This window comes from Pseudomonas aeruginosa (assembly GCF_001457615.1).
Classification (GTDB): domain Bacteria; phylum Pseudomonadota; class Gammaproteobacteria; order Pseudomonadales; family Pseudomonadaceae; genus Pseudomonas; species Pseudomonas aeruginosa.
On the sequence record NZ_LN831024.1, the window covers coordinates 2,540,083 to 2,563,303 of the forward strand.

Annotated in this window: 23 protein-coding genes, 1 tRNA gene and 1 pseudogene; 14 read left to right on the forward strand and 11 right to left on the reverse strand. The window is 66.0% G+C overall.

Annotation, left to right across the window (positions count from 1 at the left end; genetic code table 11):
* Positions 1 to 16 precede the first annotated feature (16 nt).
* The 4 genes from lolA (at position 17) to cysG (ending at position 4,779) form a co-directional block, all read left to right on the forward strand.
* Positions 17 to 643 carry an outer membrane lipoprotein chaperone LolA gene (gene lolA, locus AT700_RS11910; RefSeq protein WP_003090414.1) on the forward strand — a complete coding sequence of 209 codons (627 nt, stop codon included), beginning with the start codon at positions 17 to 19 and terminating at the stop codon, positions 641 to 643.
* Positions 644 to 652: 9 nt separating this feature from the next.
* Complete coding sequence (locus AT700_RS11915) at positions 653 to 1,978, forward strand: replication-associated recombination protein A (RefSeq protein WP_003097632.1); 1,326 nt, start codon at positions 653 to 655, stop codon at positions 1,976 to 1,978.
* A gap of 121 nt (positions 1,979 to 2,099) precedes the next feature.
* Positions 2,100 to 3,380, forward strand: a complete 1,281-nt coding sequence (serS, locus tag AT700_RS11920) for a serine--tRNA ligase (protein ID WP_003097631.1) — start codon at positions 2,100 to 2,102, stop codon at positions 3,378 to 3,380.
* A gap of 1 nt (position 3,381) precedes the next feature.
* On the forward strand, positions 3,382 to 4,779 hold the full coding sequence (gene cysG, locus AT700_RS11925; protein WP_031685737.1) for a siroheme synthase CysG: 1,398 nt from the start codon (positions 3,382 to 3,384) through the stop codon (positions 4,777 to 4,779).
* Between the two features lie 4 nt (positions 4,780 to 4,783).
* On the opposite strand, the gene AT700_RS11930 is transcribed toward cysG, so the two are convergent.
* From AT700_RS11930 to AT700_RS11960, 7 genes are all read right to left on the reverse strand, one after another.
* Positions 4,784 to 5,758: a glutathione S-transferase family protein gene (locus AT700_RS11930; protein ID WP_003160438.1), complete on the reverse strand. Its 975-nt coding sequence runs from the start codon at positions 5,756 to 5,758 to the stop codon at positions 4,784 to 4,786.
* Between the two features lie 87 nt (positions 5,759 to 5,845).
* Complete coding sequence (locus AT700_RS11935) at positions 5,846 to 6,829, reverse strand: glycosyl transferase family protein (protein ID WP_003160436.1); 984 nt, start codon at positions 6,827 to 6,829, stop codon at positions 5,846 to 5,848.
* The gene (locus AT700_RS11940) at positions 6,826 to 7,161 is read right to left on the reverse strand and encodes a TusE/DsrC/DsvC family sulfur relay protein (protein ID WP_003119979.1); all 336 of its coding nucleotides are present in this window, start codon (positions 7,159 to 7,161) and stop codon (positions 6,826 to 6,828) included. Before AT700_RS11940 ends, AT700_RS11935 begins: the two co-directional genes overlap by 4 nt.
* Positions 7,158 to 7,463, reverse strand: coding sequence for a sulfurtransferase complex subunit TusB (gene tusB, locus AT700_RS11945; RefSeq protein WP_003090391.1), 306 nt, complete (start codon positions 7,461 to 7,463; stop codon positions 7,158 to 7,160). Before tusB ends, AT700_RS11940 begins: the two co-directional genes overlap by 4 nt.
* Complete coding sequence (gene tusC, locus AT700_RS11950; RefSeq protein WP_003090389.1) at positions 7,463 to 7,822, reverse strand: sulfurtransferase complex subunit TusC; 360 nt, start codon at positions 7,820 to 7,822, stop codon at positions 7,463 to 7,465. Before tusC ends, tusB begins: the two co-directional genes overlap by 1 nt.
* Positions 7,819 to 8,214 (reverse strand): sulfurtransferase complex subunit TusD, encoded by a 396-nt coding sequence (gene tusD, locus AT700_RS11955; protein ID WP_003090387.1) that lies wholly within the window; start codon positions 8,212 to 8,214, stop codon positions 7,819 to 7,821. The genes tusC and tusD overlap by 4 nt, the downstream gene beginning before the upstream one ends.
* A 109-nt stretch (positions 8,215 to 8,323) precedes the next feature.
* Positions 8,324 to 8,992 (reverse strand): Bax inhibitor-1/YccA family protein, encoded by a 669-nt coding sequence (locus tag AT700_RS11960; protein WP_003090386.1) that lies wholly within the window; start codon positions 8,990 to 8,992, stop codon positions 8,324 to 8,326.
* Between the two features lie 129 nt (positions 8,993 to 9,121).
* Between AT700_RS11960 and AT700_RS11965 the strand changes: the two genes are divergently transcribed.
* Positions 9,122 to 9,211, forward strand: a tRNA-Ser gene (locus AT700_RS11965).
* Between the two features lie 134 nt (positions 9,212 to 9,345).
* On the opposite strand, the gene AT700_RS11970 is transcribed toward AT700_RS11965, so the two are convergent.
* Both AT700_RS11970 and AT700_RS11975 read right to left on the reverse strand, forming a co-directional pair.
* Entirely contained in the window at positions 9,346 to 10,929 is a 1,584-nt protein-coding gene (locus AT700_RS11970) for a rhodanese-related sulfurtransferase (protein WP_003162146.1), read from the reverse strand.
* A pseudogene (locus AT700_RS11975) lies at positions 10,926 to 11,530 on the reverse strand (3-mercaptopropionate dioxygenase). The gene AT700_RS11970 and the pseudogene AT700_RS11975 overlap by 4 nt, the downstream one beginning before the upstream one ends.
* Positions 11,531 to 11,642: 112 nt before the next feature.
* Here AT700_RS11975 and AT700_RS11980 point away from each other — a divergent pair.
* The 8 genes from AT700_RS11980 (at position 11,643) to AT700_RS12015 (ending at position 20,305) form a co-directional block, all read left to right on the forward strand.
* Entirely contained in the window at positions 11,643 to 12,539 is an 897-nt protein-coding gene (locus AT700_RS11980) for a LysR family transcriptional regulator (protein WP_003090383.1), read from the forward strand.
* A 339-nt stretch (positions 12,540 to 12,878) separates the two neighbouring features.
* Complete coding sequence (locus AT700_RS11985) at positions 12,879 to 13,946, forward strand: LLM class flavin-dependent oxidoreductase (RefSeq protein WP_003130938.1); 1,068 nt, start codon at positions 12,879 to 12,881, stop codon at positions 13,944 to 13,946.
* 9 nt (positions 13,947 to 13,955) lie between these two features.
* Positions 13,956 to 14,900, forward strand: a complete 945-nt coding sequence (locus tag AT700_RS11990; protein ID WP_003097609.1) for an ABC transporter substrate-binding protein — start codon at positions 13,956 to 13,958, stop codon at positions 14,898 to 14,900.
* A 9-nt stretch (positions 14,901 to 14,909) separates the two neighbouring features.
* A complete protein-coding gene (locus AT700_RS11995; protein WP_003097607.1) occupies positions 14,910 to 15,992 on the forward strand; it encodes an LLM class flavin-dependent oxidoreductase in 1,083 nt (360 codons plus the stop codon).
* 4 nt (positions 15,993 to 15,996) lie between these two features.
* Positions 15,997 to 17,148, forward strand: a complete 1,152-nt coding sequence (locus tag AT700_RS12000) for an acyl-CoA dehydrogenase (RefSeq protein ID WP_003143826.1) — start codon at positions 15,997 to 15,999, stop codon at positions 17,146 to 17,148.
* A 107-nt stretch (positions 17,149 to 17,255) separates the two neighbouring features.
* Positions 17,256 to 18,242, forward strand: coding sequence for an aliphatic sulfonate ABC transporter substrate-binding protein (locus tag AT700_RS12005; protein WP_003113358.1), 987 nt, complete (start codon positions 17,256 to 17,258; stop codon positions 18,240 to 18,242).
* Between the two features lie 11 nt (positions 18,243 to 18,253).
* Positions 18,254 to 19,210 carry an ABC transporter substrate-binding protein gene (locus tag AT700_RS12010; RefSeq protein ID WP_003097601.1) on the forward strand — a complete coding sequence of 319 codons (957 nt, stop codon included), beginning with the start codon at positions 18,254 to 18,256 and terminating at the stop codon, positions 19,208 to 19,210.
* Positions 19,211 to 19,345: 135 nt separating this feature from the next.
* Positions 19,346 to 20,305, forward strand: a complete 960-nt coding sequence (locus tag AT700_RS12015) for an aliphatic sulfonate ABC transporter substrate-binding protein (RefSeq protein ID WP_009876637.1) — start codon at positions 19,346 to 19,348, stop codon at positions 20,303 to 20,305.
* A 66-nt stretch (positions 20,306 to 20,371) separates the two neighbouring features.
* Here the strand turns inward: AT700_RS12015 and qteE are convergent, their stop codons facing one another.
* Both qteE and AT700_RS12025 read right to left on the reverse strand, forming a co-directional pair.
* Positions 20,372 to 20,944, reverse strand: a complete 573-nt coding sequence (qteE, locus tag AT700_RS12020) for a quorum threshold expression protein QteE (RefSeq protein ID WP_003090369.1) — start codon at positions 20,942 to 20,944, stop codon at positions 20,372 to 20,374.
* 206 nt (positions 20,945 to 21,150) lie between these two features.
* Positions 21,151 to 22,254: a polyamine ABC transporter substrate-binding protein gene (locus tag AT700_RS12025; RefSeq protein ID WP_003090368.1), complete on the reverse strand. Its 1,104-nt coding sequence runs from the start codon at positions 22,252 to 22,254 to the stop codon at positions 21,151 to 21,153.
* Between the two features lie 152 nt (positions 22,255 to 22,406).
* Between AT700_RS12025 and vqsR the strand changes: the two genes are divergently transcribed.
* A complete protein-coding gene (vqsR, locus tag AT700_RS12030; RefSeq protein ID WP_003097562.1) occupies positions 22,407 to 23,213 on the forward strand; it encodes a transcriptional regulator VqsR in 807 nt (268 codons plus the stop codon).
* Positions 23,214 to 23,221: the final 8 nt, after the last annotated feature.

A 23,221-nucleotide genomic window follows, 5' to 3' on the forward strand; every position in this document is an offset into this window, starting at 1 on the left:
GTTTTAGAGGATTCCAATGCGACTGATCCGCACGTTGTTCGTTGCCGCCCTGGCCATGGGCGCTTCGCTGGCCCATGCCGACGACAGCGCCGCTGTCCAGCGCCTGACCGGCCTGCTGAACAAGGCCCAGACCCTGACCGCGCGTTTTTCCCAACTGACCCTGGACGGTAGCGGCACGCGCCTGCAGGAAACCGCCGGCCAACTGAGCCTGAAGCGGCCGGGACTGTTCCGCTGGCATACCGATGCGCCGAACGAGCAATTGCTCATTTCCAACGGCGAGAAGGTCTGGCTGTACGACCCGGACCTGGAGCAGGTGACCATCCAGAAGCTCGATCAGCGCCTGACCCAGACGCCGGCGCTGCTGCTCTCCGGCGACATCTCGAAGATCAGCGAAAGCTTCGCCATCACCTACAAGGAAGGCGGCAACGTAGTCGATTTCGTGCTCAAGCCGAAGACCAAGGACACCCTCTTCGACACATTGCGCCTGTCGTTCCGCAGCGGCAAGGTGAACGACATGCAGATGATCGATGGCGTCGGCCAGCGCACCAACATCCTGTTCTTCGACGTGAAGATGAACGAGGCGCTGGATGCCAAGCAATTCACCTTCGACGTTCCGCCGGGCGTCGACGTGATCCAGGAGTAAGCGCAAGCCGTGGATCTGTTCCGCAGCGAGCCCGTCGCGCAGCCCCTGGCGGCACGGCTGAGGCCCGCAAACCTGGACGAGTACGTGGGGCAGGAACACCTGCTGGCCCGCGGCAAGCCCTTGCGCGAGGCGCTGGAGCAGGGCGCGCTGCACTCGATGATCTTCTGGGGCCCGCCGGGAGTCGGCAAGACTACCCTGGCGCGGCTGCTGGCGCAGGTGTCGGACGCCCATTTCGAGACCATTTCCGCGGTGCTGTCCGGGGTCAAGGAGATCCGCCAGGCGGTCGAGGTGGCCAAGCAGCACGCGGCGCAATACGGGCGCCGGACCATCCTGTTCGTCGATGAGGTGCACCGCTTCAACAAGAGCCAGCAGGATGCCTTCCTGCCCTATGTGGAAGACGGCACGCTGATCTTCATTGGCGCGACCACCGAGAACCCGTCCTTCGAGTTGAACAATGCGCTGCTCTCGCGGGCTCGCGTGTATGTCCTCAAGAGCCTCGACGAAGCCGCCCTGCGCAAGCTGGTGGGCCGCGCGCTGAACGAGGACAAGGGCCTCGGCAAGCGCAAGCTGAGGCTGCCGGAGGAGAGCTTCCAGGTTCTCCTGGCCGCCGCCGACGGCGATGGGCGGCGCCTGCTGAACCTGCTGGAGAACGCTGCCGACCTCGCCGAGGACGGCAGCGAGATCAGCCCCGAGCTGCTGCAGAATCTGCTCGGCGATACCCGCCGACGTTTCGACAAGGGCGGCGAGGCGTTCTACGACCAGATCAGCGCGCTGCACAAGTCGGTGCGCGGCTCCAATCCCGACGCGGCACTCTATTGGTTCGCGCGTATGCTCGACGGCGGCTGCGATCCCCTGTACATCGCCCGGCGGGTGGTGCGCATGGCCAGCGAGGAGGTTGGCAACGCCGATCCTCGCGCCCTCGGCCTATGCCTGTCGGCCTGGGACGTGCAGGAGCGCCTGGGCAGCCCCGAAGGCGAGCTGGCGGTGGCCCAGGCCATCGTCTACCTGGCCTGTGCGCCGAAGAGCAATGCGGTGTACAGCGCGTTCAACGCGGCGATGCGCGACGTCGCCGAAAGCGGCTCGCGGGAAGTGCCATTGCACTTGCGCAACGCGCCGACCAAATTGATGAAGAGCCTTGGCTATGGCGAGGAATACCGCTACGCCCACGACGAGCCGGATGCCTATGCCGCCGGAGAGGATTATTTCCCCGAGGATCTGGAGCCGCGGCGTTACTATCAACCGGTGCCGAGGGGCCTGGAACTGAAGATCCGCGACAAGCTGGAACACCTGGCCGAGCTGGATCGCACCAGTCCCCGCCAACGCAGAAAATCCTGAGCGGTATGGGCTCGGCGGAGCTAGCCAGGCTTCCGCGACGGCGTCGATGACGTCGCCGGGGCCGGCGAAGCGCCAACCGGGCCACGAACCGCCGATAACCGACACGAGACGAGAAAAGAGCATGCTCGATCCCAAACTGGTACGCACCCAGCCGCAAGAAGTGGCTGCCCGCCTGGCCACCCGTGGCTTCCAACTGGATGTCGCACGCATCGAAGCGCTGGAAGAGCAGCGCAAGTCGGTACAGACCCGTACCGAGCAGCTGCAAGCCGAGCGCAACGCGCGTTCCAAGGCGATCGGCCAGGCCAAGCAGCGTGGCGAGGACATCGCGCCGCTGCTGGCCGATGTCGATCGCATGGGCTCCGAGCTGGAGGAAGGCAAGCGCCAGTTGGACGCCATCCAGGGCGAACTGGATGCCATGCTGCTGGGCATTCCCAACCTGCCGCACGAGTCGGTGCCGGTCGGTGCCGACGAGGACGCCAACGTCGAAGTGCGTCGCTGGGGCACGCCGAAGACCTTCGATTTCGAGGTCAAGGACCATGTCGCCCTCGGTGAACGGCACGGCTGGCTGGATTTCGAGACCGCTGCCAAGCTTTCCGGCGCGCGCTTCGCCCTCATGCGCGGCCCGATCGCCCGCCTGCATCGCGCCCTGGCGCAGTTCATGATCAACCTGCATACCGCCGAGCATGGCTACGAGGAGGCCTACACCCCCTATCTCGTCCAGGCTCCGGCGCTGCAAGGCACCGGCCAGTTGCCGAAGTTCGAGGAGGACCTGTTCAAGATCGGCCGCGACGGCGAAGCTGACCTCTACCTGATCCCGACCGCCGAGGTTTCGCTGACCAACATCGTCTCCGGGCAGATCCTCGACGCCAAGCAATTGCCGCTGAAGTTCGTCGCCCATACCCCGTGCTTCCGCAGCGAGGCCGGTGCCTCCGGGCGCGATACCCGCGGCATGATCCGTCAGCATCAGTTCGACAAGGTGGAGATGGTGCAGATCGTCGATCCGGCCACTTCCTACGAGGCGCTGGAAGGCCTGACCGCCAACGCCGAGCGCGTCCTGCAACTGCTCGAGTTGCCGTATCGGGTGCTGGCGCTGTGCACCGGCGACATGGGCTTCGGTGCGACCAAGACCTACGACCTGGAAGTCTGGGTTCCCAGCCAGGACAAGTACCGCGAGATTTCCTCCTGCTCCAACTGCGGCGACTTCCAGGCCCGGCGCATGCAGGCCCGCTACCGCAATCCGGAAACCGGCAAGCCCGAGCTGGTGCACACCCTCAACGGCTCCGGCCTGGCCGTCGGCCGCACCTTGGTGGCGGTGCTGGAGAACTACCAGCAGGCGGACGGCTCGATCCGTGTGCCGGAAGTCCTCAAGCCCTACATGGCTGGCATCGAGGTGATCGGCTGACATGGATTTCCTGCCGCTGTTCCACTCCTTGCAAGGGCGCCTCGCGCTGGTGGTCGGTGGCGGCGAAGTCGCCCTGCGCAAGGCGCGCCTGCTGGCCGACGCCGGCGCGCGCCTGCGCGTGGTCGCGCCGCAGATCCACATCGAACTGCGGCATCTGGTGGAGCAGGGCGGCGGTGAGCTGCTCGAACGCGACTACCAGGACGGCGACCAGCCCGGCTGCGCCCTGATCATCGCCGCCACCGACGACGAACCGCTGAACGCCGAGGTGTCGCGAGCGGCCAATGCGCGCGGGATACCGGTCAACGTGGTGGACGCGCCGGCCCTGTGCAGCGTGATCTTCCCGGCCATCGTCGACCGTTCGCCGCTGGTGGTGGCGGTCTCCAGCGGCGGCGATGCGCCCGTGCTGGCGCGGCTGATCCGGGCCAAGCTGGAAACCTGGATTCCCTCGACCTACGGGCAACTGGCCGGACTCGCCAGCCGCTTCCGCCACCGGGTCAAGGAATTGCTACCCGACCTGCAGCAGCGCCGGGTGTTCTGGGAAAACCTGTTCCAGGGCGAGATCGCCGAGCGTGTCCTGGCCGGCCGTCCGGCGGAAGCCGAGCGTCTCCTGGAAGAGCGCCTGGCCGGCGGCCTCGCGCACATACCCACGGGCGAGGTATATCTGGTCGGGGCCGGGCCGGGGGATCCGGACCTGCTGACGTTCCGTGCCCTGCGCCTGATGCAGCAGGCCGACGTGGTGCTCTACGATCGCCTGGTGGCGCCGTCGATCCTCGAATTATGCCGCCGCGATGCCGAACGCCTGTACGTCGGCAAGCGCCGCGCCGAACATGCGGTGCCGCAGGATCGGATCAACCGCCTGCTGGTGGAGCTGGCCAGCCAGGGCAAGCGCGTGCTGCGCCTGAAGGGTGGCGACCCGTTCATCTTCGGCCGCGGCGGTGAGGAAATCGACGAACTGGCTGCCCACGGCATACCTTTCCAGGTCGTGCCGGGAATCACCGCGGCCAGCGGCTGCGCGGCCTACGCCGGGATTCCACTGACTCATCGCGATCATGCGCAATCGGTTCGTTTCGTCACCGGTCATCTGAAGGACGGCACCACCGACCTGCCGTGGCAGGACCTGGTAGCGCCTGGCCAGACCCTGGTGTTCTACATGGGCCTGGTGGGATTGCCGGTGATCTGCGAGCAACTGGTCGCCCACGGTCGCTCCGCACAGACCCCGGCGGCGCTGATCCAGCAGGGGACCACCGCCCAGCAGCGGGTATTCACCGGAACCCTGGAAAACCTGCCGCAACTGGTGGCTGAGCACGAAGTGCATGCGCCGACCCTGGTGATCGTCGGCGAAGTCGTGCAACTGCGCGACAAGCTGGCCTGGTTCGAAGGCGCCCGCGAGGACGCCTGAGCCTTCAGCCTTCTCCCCAGATGCCCTTGCCGGGAAGTCGTTCCCGGCCTGGCGCGCGCGCCAGGTCGAGACGCGGGCCCAGCGGTACTATCCCGGTCGGGTTGATGGTGCGGTGGCTGGCGTAGTAGTGCCCCTTGATATGTTCGAAGTCCACTGTCTCGCCGATGCCCGGGCGTTGGTACAGCTCGCGCAACCAGCCGGAGAGATTCGGGTAGTCTTCGATGCGCCGCAGGTTGCACTTGAAGTGTCCGTGGTACACCGCATCGAAGCGCACCAGGGTGGTGAACAGGCGGATATCGGCCTCGGTCAGGTATTCGCCGGCCAGGTAGCGGCGTTCGCCGAGCAAGCCTTCCAGGTAGTCCAGCTCCTCGAACAACTGGACGAAGGCCTCCTCGTAGGCCTCCTGGCGAGTGGCGAAGCCAGCACGGTACACGCCGTTGTTGACCGCCGGATAGATGCGTCCGTTGAGGCGTTCGATCTCCTCGCGCAGCGGCTCCGGGTAGAAGTCCAGCGCGTTGGCGCCGATGGCGTCGAAGGCGCTGTTGAAGATGCGGACGATATCGGCTGATTCGTTGTTGACGATCTTCTGCGCCTGCTTGTCCCACAGCAGCGGCACCGTGACCCGGCCGCTGTAGTGCGGGTCGTCGCGGGTGTAGCGCTGGTGCAGAAAGGCCAGGCCGTCGAGGCGATCGCCGGTGGAGCCGTGGGCGGGGTCGAAGGTCCAGCCGTTCTCGCGCATCAGCCAACTGACCACCGAAACATCGACCAGCGACTCCAGCCCCTTCAGCTTGCGCACGATCAGGGTCCGATGGGCCCAGGGGCAGGCCAGCGAGACATAGAGATGGTAGCGCCCGCCCTCGGCGGGGAACGCCGGCTCGCCCAGCCAATGGCGGCGCTGGGCGTTTTCGCGCTGGAAGCGGCCGTCTTTCTGTGTGTCATACCACTGGTCGTGCCAGCGGCCATCGATCAACTGTCCCATGAGCGGGTTCCTCCATACGTCGTTGGAGGAACAGTCTAGTGTCGGGCGATCGATAAATTTATATAAATAAAGGGCTATTCGTATCGATCAGATCGATTCGTTTCGGGTCGCCCAGTAGTGTGCGGCTTCCTTGAAGGCTTCTTCGCGATTCTTGCCAAGGGCCCGTAGCGCCAGGGCCATGCTGGAGAGCACCGCCAGGTGGCCATAGGCGTCGCCTTCGCGGCCGTCCCAGACGGCCCGAAGGAAACCCGGGTCGAGCTGTTCCGGCTTCATGTGCCGGTGCGTCGACAATGCCGGCCATTCCTCGTCCCAGGCTTCGCCCTGGTCGCAACCATACAGGTGGGCGACGACGTCCGGGTTGACTTCGATCTCGCCGCCTTCGCCCTTGATGACGATGGCCCGGTCGCCGAGCAGGCGGCTGGCCTCGCGGTGGGTTTCCTGGTAACCGGGGTGGAAGATGCTCTGCAGGATGCAATCCGCATTCAGGGGGTTGAGCAGGCGAACCAGCGAATGGATCGGCGAGCGCAGGCCGAGGGTATTGCGCAGATCGATCATGCGTTGCAGCACCGGCATCCAGGCGCCGAGCGGAATGAACGCCAGGTGGCCGCGCTCCAGGGCCTGTTCTACCTGCAGCCAGTCGTGGCAGAGCGGGATCTCCAGCGCCGCCAGCAACTGTTCGCTGTACAGGCGTCCGGCGGTATGCGTGCCGCCGCCGTGCATGAGGATGCGCACGCCATGGCCGGCCAGGCACTTGGCGGCCAGCAGGTACCAGGGCAGGTGGCGCTTCTTGCCGGCGTAACTGGGCCAGTCGAGGTCGACGCGCAAGGACGGGACTTGCAGGCGTTCGCGCACCGCCTCGGTGAAACCGGCCAGTTCCTCGCTGCTTTCCTCCTTGTGCCGCAGGAGCATGAGGAAGGCGCCCAGCTGGGTGTCCTCGACCCTGCCGTCGAGGATCATGCCGAGGGCCTCGCGGGCTTCCTCCCGGGTCAGGCTGCGCGCTCCGCGCTTGCCTTTGCCGAGGATGCGGACGAACTGGGCGAACGGATGTTCGGCGGGAGTCGAGAGAGTCATAGACAGTTGCTCGGTTTCGGCAGGCCGGCCAGCTTCGCGCCAAGCTTGGCCGGGGCGCCCTTGAACAGGTGGTTGAGGTGCAGGCTGTTGCCCTTGTCCGGACCCAGTCGCTGGGCGACGTACTTGATCAGCGGGCGGTTGGCCGGAGACAGCTGGAACTCCGCATAGAACTCGCGGAGCAGTTGGAGAATCTCCCAGTGCTCGGCGGTCAGAGCCAGCTCCTCGCGGGCGGCCAGGGCTTCCGCCACCGGCTCCGACCAATCGTCGAGGGCGGCGAGGTAGCCGTCCTTGTCCAGCCGGATTTCCCGGCCTTCCAGCATAAGGAGCGTCATAGCCAACTGTTGACCTTGTCGAAGCGGGTGGCGAGTTCGACGAAGCCGGGGTAGTCCACCGCCACCAGGCGAGCGGGGACGTCCTCGATACCGCGCGCCTGGAGGTCTTCCAGCAGGGCGAACAGTTCGATTTCCGCCGGCATCAGTTCCAGGGCCTGGCAGGCGTGGCTGCCGGCCAGCAGGGCGTGCACGGCGTCGCCGCAGAGCAGCAGGCCGTCGCCGGGGTTGAGCAGGTACAGGCAACTGCCCAGGCGGCCGTCATTGAACGGCGAGCGGGACAGTACGTGGAGGGTCGTGGCCATCAGAGGGTAATCACCTGGTCGTAGCGTTGCAGCAGGTCGCGCAGGGCCTGGTCGTCGAGCACCTCGACCGCGAGGGCCAGGCGCTCTTCAGCCAGGCCACGCTCGCGCAGGCTACGGGCCGAGACGTAGAGGTCGTCCACGCCGAACATCGGCAGGGCCTGCAGGTTGGCCTGCAGGTCCTTCTGCTGCAGGTGCGCAGGATGCTGGCCGGGAGCCAGCTGGAACGCGCCGTCGTCGAGGAACAGCATGCCGACCGGTAGATCGAAGGCGCCGCCGGCCAGGGCTATGTCCAGCGCCTCGCGGGCGCTCGGGCCGGACCAGGGCGACTGGCGGCTGATGATCAGCAGCGACTGGCTCATCGGTCGCCTCCGAAGCAGACCAGGCGGTCCGCGCTTTGCGCCGCCTCGTGCAACTGGCCGAGTCCGGACAGTTCCCATGGTGCGCCAAGGTTGGCGCCGGGACGGCCGTAGCGTTCGGCTTCCTCGGCGTTCAGCACGCCGCGGCGCAGGGCGGCGGCGATGCAGACCACGGCGTCCAGGCCGTTGCGCTCGACCAACTCGCGCCAGGCGGCGGGCAGGTCGAACTCGTCCTGGCCGCTCACGACGTTGGCCGAGGCGCTGTGCACGCCGTCCTGGTAGAAGAACAGGCGGACGATTTCGTGCCCGCCGGCCAGCGCGGCTTCGCTGAAGCGCAGCGCGCGGCGGGCGGCGGGGGAGTGGGGAGGGTCGAATAGGGCGATGGCGAATTTCATGCTGCGATACGCGAAGGATTTATTCGAATGATAAACCAATGCCTGTGTTTTGCCGGTCCGCAAATGAAAAGCCCGTCGCGGGGACGGGCTTTTCCGGAGGCGTTTTCTATCAGTCGTCGCCGCCGGCGATGCCGAAGATCTGCAACAGGCTGATGAACAGGTTGTAGATCGACACGTACAGGCTGATGGTGGCCATGATGTAGTTGCGTTCGCCGCCGTGGATGATCGCGCTGGTCTGGTAGAGGATCATCGCCGAGGAGAACAGGACGAAGCCGGCGCTGATCGCCAGTTGCAGGCCACTGATCTGGAAGAACAGCGATACCAGCACGGCGCCCAGCAGGACGAAGAAGCCGGCGGTGATGAAGCCGGACAGGAAGCTCATGTCCTTGCGGGTGGTCAGCACATAGGCGGACAGGCCGAAGAACACCAGGGCGGTCATGGCGAACGCCGAAGTGATGACGCTGCCGCCGTTGGGCAGGCCGAGGTACATGTTGAGGATCGGGCCGAGCGTGTAGCCCATGAAGCCGGTCAGGGCGAAAGTGCTGACCAGACCCCAGGCGCTGTTGCGCAGCTTCACGGTGAGGAAGAACAGGCCGTAGAAGCCGATCAGCACCACGAACACGTTCGGATAGGGCAGGCGCATCTGCTGCGAAACGTAGGCCACCAGGCCGCTGAAGGCCAGGGTGAGTGCCAGCAGGCCGTAGGTATTGCGCAGAACGCCGCTGACTTCACGCTGTTCCGCGACGGCGGAGTTCAGCTGATATTGCTGTTCTTGCATGGTGTGGGTACTCCTTAACGGGAACGGGTCCATGACGTACTGATGGGCATGATAGCAAAGCCTCTGCCAGGGCCAATCGATAGAGTTTGACAGTGTGTTGCTATCCGGTACTATGGCGCCCCGCGATGCGGAGGTGTGGCCGAGTGGTTTAAGGCAACGGTCTTGAAAACCGTCGAAGGGGAGACTCTTCCGTGAGTTCGAATCTCACCGCCTCCGCCATATCCGCGTACTGAAAAGCCCCGCTGAGCGGGGCTTTTGCATTTTCGGGGCGCCGCTCTTCCGCACTTCCGGGTCGTTTCCGCAGCCTGCCCGGCGTCGATTCGATGACTCTCCGATTTCGTCGGGTAATGGCTTCAGATCACGAAGAAGCCGTGGGTTCCGTCGCGACCGAGTTGTTCCACCAGGCCGAACTCCCAGTCCAGGTAGCCCTGCATCGCTTCGCGCGGATTGTCGGTACCTTCGTAGGGGCGGCGGTAGCGGTCGATGCGCGGCGACGCCAACAGGCTTTCGCCGTCTTCCGTTGGCAGGCCCGCGGCGACCCAGGCGCTGGTGCCGCCGTCGAGAAGGAACACCGGCTTGCCGCTGAGTGCCTGGACTTCCGCCACGGCGAAGCGCGCCAGCAGGCTGCTGCCGCAGGTGAGTACGTAGCGCTCGGCCGTGCCCAGCCGTTCCAGTGCCTGCTTCAACTGGCTGCGCAATACCCAGGCGGCGCCGGGGATGTGGCGTTTCGCATAGTTGGCGCTGGCGGTGAAGTCGAGCACCCGGGTGCCCGGTTCGCCCAGCCAGTCGGCGAGGGTGGTCGGGTCGATGGTGTCGGCCCGGGGTTGCCTCGGCAGCGGCGCGCTCCAGGCGCCTCTCTCGCTTAAGTCGGCGTCGGAGAGTCCGTCCAGTACCGCGACCTGCCAGCCCATCTGGGCTAGCCAGGAGGCGCTCATGTTGGCGCGTACGCCATCGTCGTCCACCAGTACCAGGCGCGCGCCGCGCACGCTGGCGACATGGTCGGTTTCCTGAACCAGCTGGCCACCGGGCGTGGAGCGGGAGCCAGGCAGGTGACCGGCTTCGTATTCCTCGGGCGTGCGTACGTCGAGCAGGTAGGTGGTGCGGTCGTGCTCGTCCTGCCATTGGGCCAGACCGGCCAGGTCGAGGCGTTCGACGCCGGCGCGGTCGGCGACGGCACGGGCGCGCTGGGCGGCGGCCTTGCGAGTGTCCTGGGAGATCGCACCGAAGCGTCGCGTCTGGCCGTGTTCCAGTTGCTGACCGGCCAGCGTCCAGCCGATGGTGCCGTTGCGTAATGCCGCCACCGGGTTGGGGATGCCGGCGTTGAGCAGCGACTGGGTACCGATGATGCTACGAGTGCGCCCGGCACAGTTGACTATCACCCGGGTGCGCGGGTCCGGCGCCAGTTCGGCGACGCGCAGCACCAGTTCGGCGCCGGGCACGCTGATGCCGCCGGGGATACTCATGGTCTGGTATTCGTCGAAACGACGGGCATCCAGGATCACCGCGTCGGCCCTGGCGTCGAGCAAAGCCTGTACTTCCTCCGCGGCCAGCGATGGCGTGTGGCGCTCGGCCTCCACCAGTTCGCCGAAGGCCTTGCTCGGCACGTTCACATCCCTGAACAGCTCGCCGCCGGCGTTGCGCCAACCGGACAGGCCGCCATCGAGCAAGGCCACGTCGCTGTAGCCGAGGTCGTGGAGGCGTTGCGCGGCGACCGGCGCCAGGCCTTCGCCGTCGTCGTAGACGGTAATCGGCGTGTCGCGGCGCGGCACCCGGGCATGGATCTCCAGTTCCAGCCTGGACAGCGGCAGGTTGGCGGCGAACAGGGGATGGGCCTGGGCGAACGGGTCCTCCTCGCGCACGTCGAGCAGCGCCAGCTCCCGGCGGGCGAGGAGAGCGGCGCGGATATCGTGGAAGGTGCGTACGGCGATCTGGCTCATGCGGGGTTCTCTTTCGACAGGTCCCAGATATTGGGCAAGCGGCTGTTGGAATAGCTGGAAATGAAGGGTTTTTCCTCACCTTCGGCGCTGAACACGGCACGCCGTACCGCACCGATATTGGCGCCGTAGACGTGGATACTGATGGATGTTCGGTCGCTGAAGGCGTTGCTCACCTGGTGCACGTCGCCAATGCGTGGCGACAGCGCTTCGACCTCGCCGGGCTCCAGGCGTCGACGGGCTCCGCTGGGATGCGGACGCCCCCCCGCATCGAAGGCGTACGGCTGCGAGTATTCGGCCCGCGGAGCATGCCGATCAGGCCCCAGACCCGATGATCGTGTACCGGTGTGATCTGGCCCGGCCCCCAGACGAAGCTGACCACCGAGAAGCGCTGCCGTGAGTCGACATGCAGCAGGTACTGTTGGTAGCGCTGTGGATCGGGGCGGGCGCAGTCTTCCGGCAGCCAGTCGTCCTGGCGCACCAGCTCGGCCAGCAGGGGGTGGGCTTGGGCGAGCAGGGTGGATTCGTCGGGACGGCTGTCGAGCAGTGTCGCCAGCTCGCCGATGAACTGGCGCAGGCGGTCGAGGCGCAGGATGGATGACATGCGGGGATTCACTCCGGGAAGTTCTGGCGGTACGGTAGCAAACGCTTTTTTATTCCTGAAATGCATTTTGAATCTAAGCTAATATGCGAGAAATGCAATTGGTGCCGGCCCCATGAAAATCGATGACATCGACGCCTTCGTCGCGGTGATCCGCAACGCTTCCCTGAGCCAGGCCGCCGAGAGCCTGGGCCTGACCCAGTCTGCGATCACCCGGCGGGTACAGAGCCTGGAGGAGTCCCTCGGAGTGGCATTGCTGGACCGCAATACCAAGCCGCTCAAACCCACCGCCAGCGGACTGCGGGTCTACGAACAGTGCCGGCGGGTGCTCCGCGAGGTGGATGGCCTGCGTGAACTGGTGGCCGGTGACGCCACACCAAGTGGCGTGCTGCGCCTGGGCGTGCCGCAGAGTATCGGCGAGGTGGTGTTGCTGGATGCCCTTCGGCGGCTGGCCGACGAGTACCCGGAGCTGCGCGCGCAGGTCGGCACTGGCTGGGGCAGCCATTTGCTGGCGCGCCTGGAGAATGCCGAACTGGACGCGGCAGTGGTGTTGTTTCCGCCAAGCAAGGTGTTCCCCGAAGAACTCGGCGCCACGCCCCTAGGGCGCATGGAACTCTGCGTGGTGGTCGCCCGCGACAGTGCCATCCAGGCGCGACGCCTGCTCGATTGCTACCACCATGGCTGGGTGCTCAACCCCGATGGCTGCGGCTTCCGTGCCGGCCTGCAACGGGCCCTGGCCGATCAGGGCCTGGGCCTGCAACTGAACCTCGAGACTTTCGGCAGCGAGCTGCAACTGGGCCTGGTCGCCGCGGGCCGGGGTCTCGGCCTGGTGCCGGCGCCGGCCCTGGCGCGTAGCCGCTACCGCGATCAGTTGCAGGTGCTGCAACTGGAGGATTTCCAGCCGCTGATCCAGCTCTGGCTGGTGCGTCCGCGCCTGCTGGGCAATCTGGAGACGCCGGCACGGCTGTTCGGCAGGGCGGTGGCCGAGGGGTTGGATATGCAAGCCGGTTGAGTAGCGGCGCCGGGAGATCCCCGGGAGACGGGAGCGTGAATGAGAAGGGGCTGCAGTCGGGATCAACATTCCCCTGCGAGCCCCTTTTCGCTTCAGAGGGAAGAGGGAGCGAGGGCGGCTACGCATAATGTCCGCCTTGGGAAACGCAAAGACGGAAAAGCTAAATATGCGCGTTTAGCATATTAAGATATGACAAAAATGAATTTCCATCATGTAGTTTCAGCCTGTAGCTTCTAAGAAAAGCACCCATGCAGATGTTTTTCTTATAACGACAGCCGCCAACCTTATCAGTCGAGCGGCCCAGGCGAGGGCAACAGCGTGAGCGTGGAAATTCTCGGCATGATCACCGCCACACCGAGTTCCGAGGTGGACCAGCCGTTGGGGGAGGCTGTGGACGCCGGTTTCGTCCGGCGTTTCGCCCAGGCCCATGAGGACGCCGGCTTCGACCGGGTGCTGGTGGGGTATTTCAGCAATGCCGCCGAGGGCGCGGTGGTCAGTTCCTTCGTCGCCGCTGCCACCCGGCGCCTTGGCGTTCTCCTGGCCTATCGCCCGGGGGTGATCGCAGCGCCGCTGGCGGCACGCCAACTGGCTACCCTGGATCAGTTCAGCGAGGGCCGCCTGGCCCTGAACGTAGTCAGTGGTGGTAACGACGAGGACCTCGCGCGCGATGGCGACTACCTCGACCATGACCGCCGCTACGCCCGTACCGACGAATACCTGCAAGCCCTGCGTGCTATCTGGACCGCCACGGGACCGGTGGATTTCGACGGCGAGTTCTACCGCTTCCAGGGCGCCTCGCCAGCGGTGCGCCCGCGCCAGTCGCCGCACATACCGATCTATTTCAGTGGCTCCTCCGACGCAGCCATCGAGGTCGCCGCCAGGCACGCCGACACCTACATGCTCTGGGGCGAGCCGCTGGCCGCGGTCGACGGGCATATCCGCCGAGTGCGCGCCGCCGCCAAGGCCCAGGGACGCGATCCGCGCTTCTCGGTGTCATTCCGGCCGATCGTCGCGGATACCGAGGAGGCCGCCTGGAAGCGTGCCGCCGAGGTGCTCGAACAGGTCCGCGAGAACCGTGCGCGCCTCGGTCTGCCGCTGCGCGACCACCAGCCGCAGAACGTCGGTTCGCAGCGCCTGCTGGCCGCTGCCGAGCAGGGCGAAGTGCTCGACAGCCGTTTGTGGACCGGCGTGGCCCGGCTGACCGGGGCGCGCTGGAACTCCACCGCCCTGGTAGGCACCCCCGAGCAGGTTGCCGCTGCGCTTGGCGAGTACTACCGGCTGGGCGTCTCGACCTTCCTGATTCGAGGCTTCGATCCGCTCGGCGACGCCGTGCGCTACGGCCAGGGCCTGATTCCCGCCATACATGACCATATCGCCCGCCTGCCGCTGTTGCGGCACGCCGGTTGAGGAGCTCCGATGAAACTCAAGCAATACCTGCTAACCAGCTTCGCCACGCTTCTGCTCGGTGCCTCCCTGGCCCAGGCCGCAGAGCTGCCGACGTTGCGTGTGGGCGACCAGAACTACTACAACGTGCGGGCTTCCATGGAGGCCTCGGGAGTTCTCGAAGGCGCGCCTTACCAGGTCGAATGGAAGCATTTCCAGTCCGCCGCGCCGGTGGCCGAAGGGTTGCAGGCCGGAGCGCTGGACCTGGGTTTCCTCGGCGACTCGGGCTTCATCTTCCTCGCCGCCAAGGGTGCGCCGGTGAAGCTGGTCGGCGTCTCGCGGCAGAACCCCGATACCATAGCCCTGCTGGTGCCGAAGGATTCTCCGGTGCGCAGCATTGCCGATCTCAAGGGCAGGAAAGTCGCCTACTGGCCCGGTGCCTGGAGCCAGCAACTGACCTTGCGCGCGCTGGAGAAAGCCGGCCTGCCGAAGGACTACGTGGAGTTCGTCAAGCTGATGCCGATCGACGCCGCCGCCGCCTTGCCGCGCGGCAGCATCGATGCCTTTCCGGTGTGGGAGCCGTATATCTCGCAGCAGATCGTGGTTTCCGGCGCACGGCCGATTCTCACCGCACGCGACCTGATGCCGGGGCTGTCCAGCATCGCCGCCAACGCTGCTTCCATCGAGCCCAGGCGCGCGCAGATCGCCGACTTCCTCGGCCGCCTGCGCAAGGCACGGGCCTGGGTCGAGGCACACAAGGAGCAGTACGCCGACCTCTGGGCGCAGAAGGCCAATCTCGACCGGGCAGTCTCCCGCCATTGGATCGGCCAGGCCGGCATGAGCGTCGGCCCGGTAGACGCCCAGGCCGCCACCGACTACCAGGAGACCGCGGATTTCCTGCTGCAGACCGGTGCCTTGCCCAAGCCGTTCGACACTTCCACGGTGATCGACACGTCCTTCAACGAAGCCTTCCACTGAGTACGGACCATGAGCATCCAGTTTCTCGGCATGATCGGCCATCGCCTGGCCTCGGAGACCCTCGCGCCGGTCGGACCTATCCTCGACAAGCCTTACATCGCCGCTTTCGCACGCGCCCACGAAGAGGCCGGCTTCGATCGAATCCTGGTCGGCTACTGGTCGGACCAGCCGGATGGATTCCTGGTGGCCGCCGCCGCTGGCCTGGCCACTTCCCGGATCGGTCTGCTGCTGGCGCACCGCCCCGGTTTCGTCGCCCCGACCCTGGCCGCGCGCAAGCTGGCGACCCTCGAACACCTCCTCGACGGGCGCCTGGCGGTGCATATCATCAGCGGCGGCAGCGACGCCGACCAGCGCAAGGACGGCGATTATCTCGACCACGACCAGCGCTATGCCCGCAGCGACGAATTCATCGAACTGCTCAAGCGCACCTGGACCAGCACCGAACCCTTCGATTTCCACGGCGCGCACTACCGCGTGGAGCACGCCTTCTCGGCCATCCGTCCGCAGCAGAAACCGCACATTCCGGTGTATTTCGGCGGCTCCTCGGAAGCCGCGCTGAAGGTCGCCGGCAAGCAGGCCGATGTGTTCATGCTCTGGGGCGAACCCCTGGCACAGGCCGCCGAAACCATCTCCGCTGTGCGCGAACAGGCGCGCTCGAATGGTCGCGAAGTGGAATTCAGCCTGTCGTTCCGGCCCATCCTCGGGCGCACGGAGGACGAGGCCTGGGCCAAGGCCGAGGCGATACGCGCAAGCGCCGGCGCGCGCCTGGGCGAGGCCGGCTTCCCCAAGGGCAAGCCGCAGAGCGTCGGCGCCCAGCGTCTGCTCAAGGCGGTGGAGCAGGGCGAGCGCCTCGACGAGCGCCTTTGGACCGGAATCGCCAGGCTGGTCGGTGGCGGGCACAACTCCACCGCCCTGGTTGGTACCGCGGAACAGGTGGCCGACGCCCTGCTCGCCTACTACGACCTGGGCGTGCGCAATATCCTCATTCGCGGTTTCGATCCCCTCGCCGATGCCGTGGAATATGGCCGCGAGCTGATCCCGCTGACCCGCGCCAAAGTCGCCGAGCGCGAGCGCCGGCGCGCCACGGCCTGATCCCATGGCCGTCCTGCAGACTCCCTCGGCGGCGTTCGATGAACGGCTGCCAGAACTGACCCGGCAACTGGCGGAAAGCGCCGATGCCCATGACCGCAGCGGAGATTTTCCCCATGCCAACCTGGCCCTGCTGCGACACCACGGGCTGCTCGCCCTGGCCTTGCCGCCTGCGCTCGGCGGTCCCGGCGCCAGCCTCGGCGAGCTGCGCCGGGTAATCGGCGCGGTGGCTCGCGGCGAACCCTCCACGGCCCTGGTGCTGTGCATGCAGTACCTGCATTTGCGGCGCCTGGCCGATAACCCCGATTGGCCCGGCGCGCTCAAGCGGCGCGTGGCGCGCGAGGTGCTGGAGCAGGGGGCGTTGATCAATAGCCTGCGCGTGGAGCCCGAGCTGGGTTCGCCGTCACGCGGCGGTCTGCCGGGTACGCTGGCGCGGCGTGTCGGCGACGGCTGGCAGCTGTCCGGGCACAAGCTCTACACCACCGGCATTCCCGGCCTGACCTGGCTGGCGGTATGGGCGCGCAGCGACGAGCCGATCCCCCGCGTGGGTACCTGGCTGGTGCGCCGCGACAGCCCAGGCATCCGTATCGTGGAGAGCTGGGACCATCTGGGCATGCGCGCCAGCGGCAGCCACGAGGTGCTCTTCGAAGAGGTGGCGGTGCCTCTGGAAAACGCCATCGGCCTGCATCCCCACGACCAGCCTCCGGCGCCGGACCAGGCCGTGCTGCGCGACTTCGCCCAGGCTAGCGCGGTGTTGCTCGGCGCTCTCTACGACGGTATCGCCGGGAGCGCCCGCGAGTGGCTCGTCGGCTGGCTGCGCGAGCGCGTGCCGGCCAGTCTCGGCGCGCCGTTGGCGAGCCTGCCGAGGATGCAGGAGGCGCTCGGCGAGATCGACGGCCTGCTCCTGCAGAACCGCCTGCTGCTCGATGCCGCGTGCTGCGGACAGTTGCCCGCCAGCGACTCCGGGCTGCTCAAGGTCGCGGTCATCGACAACGCGTTGGCGGTGGTCGAGAAGGCCCTGGAACTGAGCGGCAACCACGGCCTCAGCCGGCACAATCCGCTACAGCGGCACTACCGCGACGTGCTTTGCGGACGTGTCCACACGCCACAGAAAGATAGCGTCTGGAGCGCGGCGGGGAGGGCGGCGCTGAGTCTTTGAAACGTACCTCCCACGATTCTCGACCCTGGCCTTGTCGGCGACCGCACCGGCGGAACGGATAGCCCAGGATAGCCCCGGCTCCGTGCGGAGCTGCCTGGAGATTGCCCATGAAACGACCCCTGTGTGTGCTTGCCGGCCTGCTGGCCGCGACCTTGCTGGCTGGAGCCGCCAGCGCCGCCGACCTCATCAGCCTGCGCCTGGGCGATGTGAAGGGCGACCGCTACGCCGCCCTGCGCGCGTCCGGCGAGCTCGACGACCTGCCGTACAAGCTGGAAATGTCGGCGTTCCCCTCCGGTGCACCGGTGCTCGAGGCGCTCAACGCCGGGGCCCTGGACATAGGCTTTACCGGCGACATCCCGTTCCTCTTCGTCTACGCTGCCGGCGCGCCGCTCAAGGCGGTGGGCGCCTGGCACTTCAACCCGGCGACCGTGGCGCTGGTGGTCGGCAAGGACTCGCCGATCCGTTCGGTGGCCGGCCTCAAGGGCAAGCGCATTGCCGTCAATCGCGGCGGCTGGGGGCATTTCCTCGCCCTTGGCGCGTTGCGTCGCGCCGGCCTCGGACCGCAGGACGTAAGCTTTTCCTTCCTTGGTCCGGTGGACGGCCGCGCCGCCCTGGTGCGCGGCTCGGTAGACGCCTGGGTGCCCTGGGAGCCCTATACCTCCAGCGCCGTGCTGCTCGATCAGGCGCGGGTCATCGACAACGGTGCCGGGATCATGACCGGCTACTCCTATGCCCTGGCCAGCGACGCTGCGATCGCCCGCAAGAAGGCCGCGATCAGCGACCTGCTGACCCGCCTGGCGCGTGCCCAGGCCTGGGCCCTGAGGCATCCGGAGGCGTTCGCCGAGGCCCTGGCCAAGGATCTGAACATGCCGCGCGAAGTCACTCGGCGCTGGGTTGGCGAGGCGCGCATCAGTCCTGTGGTCTTCGGTCCGGAGGTTGCCGCCACCCTGCAGACCGCCGCCGATTTCTTCCATGCCGAAGGCGTGCTGCCGAAGTCGCTGGAGGTCGCCCCGGCGTTCGACTTCAGCCTGTCCGCCGGTGCCGCCGAAGTGGCCCGCCAGTTGCCCGCCGACCTCCGCGTCGGCCAGCGTTGAGGAGTTACGGAATGCGTCAGACCCTGAGCCTGTTCCTGCTTCTCTGCCTGCTCGTCGGCCAGGCCTGTGCCGACGAGCGCGTGACCCTGCGCCTGGCCGACCAGAAGGGCAACATGCGCGCCCAGTTGGAGGCTGCCGGCGCGCTGGACGACCTGACCTACGACATCCGCTGGTTCGAATTCCCCGCCGCCGCCCCCCTCGCCGAAGCACTCAATGCCGGTGCGGTGGATGCCGGCATCATCGGCGACGCGCCATTGCTCTTCGCCCTGGCCGCCGGTGCCCGGCTGAAGGCCATCGCCGTCGACAAATCCGATCCCTACGGTACCGCCGTGCTGGTGAGAGGGGATTCGCCGCTGCGCTCGGCCAACGACCTGAAAGGTCAGCGCATTGCCACCGGCCGCGGTTCCATCGGCCACTTCGTCGCGCTCAAGGCCTTGGCCTCGGTCGGGCTGGGCGAGAAGGACGTCGAATTCCGCTTCCTCGGCCCGGTGGACGCGAAAATGGCCCTCGCCAATGGTTCCGTGGATGCCTGGGCGACCTGGGAGCCCTACACCGCGTTCGCGGAGACCGCCGACAAGGCTCGGGTACTGGTCGACGGGCGCGGCCTGTGGGCTGGCAACAGCTTCCTCGCTGCTACCGATAGCGCACTGGCCGACCCGGCGAAACGCGCCGTGCTGCAGGACTACCTGCAACGCCTGGCCAGCGCCCAGCGCTGGGCGTACCTGCACCTGGACGAGTATTCGCGAAGCCTGGCGCAGATCATCGGCTTCCCCGAGGACGCCGCGCGCTTGCAGTTCGAACGCCGGCGCTTGCGTTGGCAGGCGCTGGATGAGCGAACGCTCGGCCAGCAGCAGGAGACCGCCGATTTCTACCAGGCCCATGGATTGATTCCGCAGCGCCTCGATGTGCGGCCGACCTTCGCCAGCGGCTTTGCGGTCAGGCAGGCGTCGGATGCGGATATCCGGTAGGCGCTGCCCGGGCATTAATTGATAACTATAAGTTATTTATCGATTGTTTTTTATTCCAATAATCTATCCGTTCCGTCGCCGGCAGCTGGAACTCCCGTCCCTGCGGGCGCTCGCACCTATCCCAGGAGTCATCGCATGTCTCGTCCGTTCCTGCGTCGCTTGGCCATCGTGTTTGCCGCTTCCGCCGTCCTGTCGGGCATTGGTGGCGCACAGGCCGAGGAGGTCCTGCGCATCGGCTTCCAGAAATCCTCGACTCTGCTGACCCTGATCCGCAGCCAGGGCACCTTCGAGCGCGAGTTGGCCAGGCAGGGCATCCGGGTGTCCTGGCATGAGTTCCCCAGCGGCCTGCCGTTGCTCGAATCGCTCAATGTCGGCAACGTCGATCTCTCCGCCGACGTCGCCGACACCGTGCCGGTGTTCGCCCAGGCGGCGGGTGCTCGCCTGACCTACTTCGCCCGCGAAACACCTTCGCCCGCGGCGCAGGCGATACTGGTCGGCGAACATTCGCCGCTGAAGTCCCTGGCCGAGCTGAAGGGCAAGCGCATCGCCGTGACCAAGGCCGCCGGCAGCCACTACCTGCTGATCGCCGCGCTGGCCAGCGCCGGGCTTGAGTTCTCCGACATCCAGCCAGCCTACCTGACGCCAGCCGACGGCCGCGCCGCCTTCGAGAACGGCAAGGTCGACGCCTGGGTGACCTGGGACCCCTACGTGGCAAGCGCCCAGCGCCAGCAACGCGCGCGGGTACTGGCCGACGGCCAGGGCCTGGCCAGCTACCAGCGCTACTACCTCGCCTCCAGCGACTACGCCAGGAAACATCCTGAAGTGCTCCAGCAGGTCTTCGCCGAACTGCAGCGCACCGGGCGCTGGCTCAAGAGCCACCCGGCCGACGCGGCCAAGGTGCTGGGGCCGCTGTGGGGCAATCTCGATGCCGCTACCGTCGAGCAGGCGAATGCGCGGCGCAGCTACGACGTACAACCGGTGAGCGCAGATGGTCTCGACGAGCAACAGCGCATCGCCGACGCCTTCCACGCCCAGGGACTGCTACCCAAACCGGTGGATGCGCGCGCCGTGGAGGTATGGCAGCCGCGGCACTGAGCGGCGCGGCTGCCCTGTGATGCGCGGCACCGGCGGCCAGCGTAGCTTGCCGCTGGCGCGCGTCCTTCAGGCCAGCCCATAGCTGATCTGCTCGGCTTTGACGTGGAACGCCTGCTCACGGCTCGGAAGATGCTGGTTGGCATCGGCGTTGCCCTGGCGCAGGCGTTCGGACCTCAGCGTCGGCAGGCGGAACACATCCTGCCGCTCGGTCTGCAACGCATTGCCGCGCATCAGCTCCATCAACGGAACCTGCATGGCCGGGGTGCTCTGGCCGAGGAAGTAGTTGGGCACCTCGTCGCACCACAGCAGCATGTAGTCGCTCACCGCATCGTGCTCGGCGTCGAGCACCACGTACTCGACGCGGTGGCGCAGGACCACTTCGGCGTCGATGCTCCAGCGGGTGTCCACGGTGAACAGCGGAACGTGCTTTTCCACGTCCACCAGCAGGCCATTCACCGCCTTGCAGCCGGACTTGCGGCAGGCCACGTGGTAGCGCTTGTCGGGGAGGGGGTGACGCGCCACCACGTCGCGCCCGCCAAGCAGGTGCAGGTCGAACTCCTTGATGCGGATGTCGATCAACTCGCACGGTAGGTCGAACCCCGCAGGCGTCAGCAGCCTGGGGCAGAAATGGATAAGCATGGTTTTCTCCATCAGGCATGCCCGGGGCTTTCCCGCCCTGGGGGAGAGGTATCTCTATCGGTCGCAGGTCAGCCGGCAAGCCGCATCCTGACGGACGAGGCAGAGCCTCGCCCGGTGAAAGACGCGAACGCCGGTCCTGGCGGACCTCGCTGGATTTTTCTGGCTCCGGGCGCTCCCGCGCTTCCAGGGGGCGTCTCGGGCGGGTGTCAGCTCCCGGTCTTGACCCGGCTCCAGACCCGGGTACGGATTCTCTCGACCTTCAGTGGCAGGGTTTCCAGCGGGAAGAGGGTCGCCATGGTTTCCTTGCTCAGGTAAACCGCCGGGTTTTCCCGCAGCTTCCGCTCTACCAGCGGCAGCGCCGCCTGGTTGCCATTCGGATAGCCCACGTAGTTGGAGGTCCTGGCGATGACCTCCGGACGCAGCAGGTAGTCGATCAGCGCATAACCCTGCTGCGGATGCGGTGCATCCTTGAGCAGCACCATGTTCTCGGCCCAGACCAGCGAGCCTTCCCGGGGAATGCTGTAGGCGATATGGCGACCGTTCCCGGCCTGTTCGTTGTTGACCTGGGCCATGTAGGCCGTACCCTGCCAGCCGACCACCACGCAGACGTTGCCGTTGGAGAGATCGGTGTCGACTCTGGAGGAGTCGAAATAGCGAATGTAGGGGCGAACCTTCAGCAACAGTTCCTGGGCTTTCTGGTAGTCCTCGGGATTCTGGCTGTTGTGCGGCAGGCCCAGGTAGTTGAGGGCGATGGACACCAGCTCGGTGGAGGAGTCCAGCGTGGCCACGCCGCACTGGCTGAGGCGGGAGATGTTCTCCTCCTTGAAGACCAGGTCCCAGGAGTCGACCGGCGCGTCGGGGCCGAGCAGCTTGCGGACCTTGTCCACGTCGTAGGCGATCCCGGTGGTTCCCCAGAGATAAGGTACGGCATAGCGATTGCCGGGATCGTTGGCCTGAAGCTTCCCGAGGATGTCCGCGTCGAGGTTCTTCCAGTGGGGGAGCCGGTCGCGGTCGAGTTCCTGGAGGACGCCCGCCTTGATCAGCCCGGGCAGGATGTTGGAGGTGATCACCACCACGTCGTAGCCGGAGCGGCCGACCATCAGTTTGCCCTGCGCGGTCTCGGCGCTGTCGAAGGTGTCGAGGACGACACGGGTGCCGGTTTCCTTCTGGAAAGCCTTGGGCGTTTCCGGGGCGATGAAGTCATACCAGTTGTAAAGATGGACGCTGGTTTGCGCAGCCCATGCACTGTCCGCCGCTGTCGCACCGATCGTCGTCAGGATCGATAACGCCAGTGCACAAACTTTTTTCATTGGATTTCCTTTCCGAAACGAAACAAGTTGGATTTTGCACCTACCAGAACTGGTAGTTCTGACCTGTGGCTATCTTCGAAGGCATCGATATTATGCACATTGGAACTCTTCATGACATAACGCCGAGTGACTAATCCCAGAGGAGTAGTTGTGTGGATATCGCATTGCACGGCGGCGCCTGGCACGAGTCACTGGGAAAGTTGCTCGAAGCGCTGGACCGGCCGTTCTTCTGGCGGATCCTGGCGCAGACCCTCGGCCAGTTCGCCCCCGTCGACAACTGGGCGGCCCTGATATTCAGCGATTCCAGTCCCTTGATTCTTTCCTTCATGGAGGAGGAGAGAGAAGAAGTCGAGCCGGACCCGCTGATCAGTCGATATATAACCGGACTTTATCTGCAAGATCCTTTCTACCAGGTATCCAGGAACTGTCGGCGCGGCGGGCTTTTTCATCTTGCGGATATCGTCTCCGAAGATTTCGAAACGACCGAATATTACAATACGTACTTTGCGCATTATGTGGTGACGGACGAAGTTCAATATAACGTCCCGCTGGATGGTGAAAGAACCCTATGCCTGTCGTTGGGCAGCGAGAGCCGCTTCGGTGCCGAGCAGATCGCGCTGTTCGAGCTGCTTCGCCCGTGGGTCATCGCGCTGATGAAAAAACGCATCCACTTCGAGGATGCGGTCAGGGAGGAGGCGAAACCGATCGCAGCGGCGGAGGTGGAAGTCCAGCCCTGGAGAGGGTTGATATCGCCGCTGACCGCGCGGGAGTCGGATGTCATCCGGCTGATGCTGGATGGATACTCGAACAAGGAAATAGCGGATCGGCTGACGCTGTCGATCGCCACTATCAAGGTGCATCGCCGGCACATCTACGCGAAGCTGAACGTGAAGTCCCACTCCGAGATATTCGCGCTGTTGATCAACCCGCCCGCGCCGCGGCTCGCCGACGCACGCTAGTGCGCCGC